The organism is Halorubrum sp. SP9 (assembly GCF_005435015.1).
GTDB classification, from domain to species: Archaea; Halobacteriota; Halobacteria; order Halobacteriales; family Haloferacaceae; genus Halorubrum; species Halorubrum sodomense.
On the sequence record NZ_SGXU01000068.1, the window covers coordinates 2,259 to 2,915 of the forward strand.

The window sequence follows — 657 nt, forward strand, 5'->3', positions numbered from 1 at the left end:
CCCAACGACGAACCTGCTGATGACGAGCCACCAGAGGTCGTCGAACCAGCGCCCGAGGATCTCACGATTGTTGAGCGCGACGGCGGTGCGGCAGTCACGGTCCAAAACATCCGCGCGAATACGCCGACCCGGTTCGGTGTCGGCCGGAACGTGTCCCGGAACGGGGCCTCAGTCCGGAACTTCACGGTGAATCTCGCACAGGATCGCGACACCTTCTCCGTGAACGTCTCGACGAGTGACGATCCGCCGGAAACGGCACCGCCGGTTGAGACTGGCACCCCCTTCACGTACGTCGACGTGGACGCAGGGAACCTCACCGATGAGGACTACAACAGTGTTGAGTGGGACTTCACGGTTGACCCCGAGCGGCTTGAGGAAAACGACGTGGATCCGGAAAACGTCCAACTCCAGCGGTACAACGAGACACGGGGTGCGTGGGAACGCTTCGAGACGACGCACCGCGGCAATGGCGAGTTCGTGGCTGAGGTGCCTGGCTTCTCCACGTTCGCAATCACGGCAGTTGAGCCCGCCTCACTTTCGGTCACCGAGGCTAGCCTCAGCGCAACCGAAGTTACGGTCGATGAGGCGTTCGATGTCGTAGCGACGGTCGAAAATACCGGTGATGAGACCGGAGAAACCGAGCTGGAAGTGCTCGTT

General features: G+C 61.5%; 1 protein-coding gene. It reads left to right on the plus strand.

Annotation, left to right across the window (positions count from 1 at the left end):
* Positions 1–657 (plus strand): PGF-pre-PGF domain-containing protein (locus EXE45_RS20550; RefSeq protein ID WP_199233657.1); only part of this gene is annotated, 657 nt, incomplete at both ends.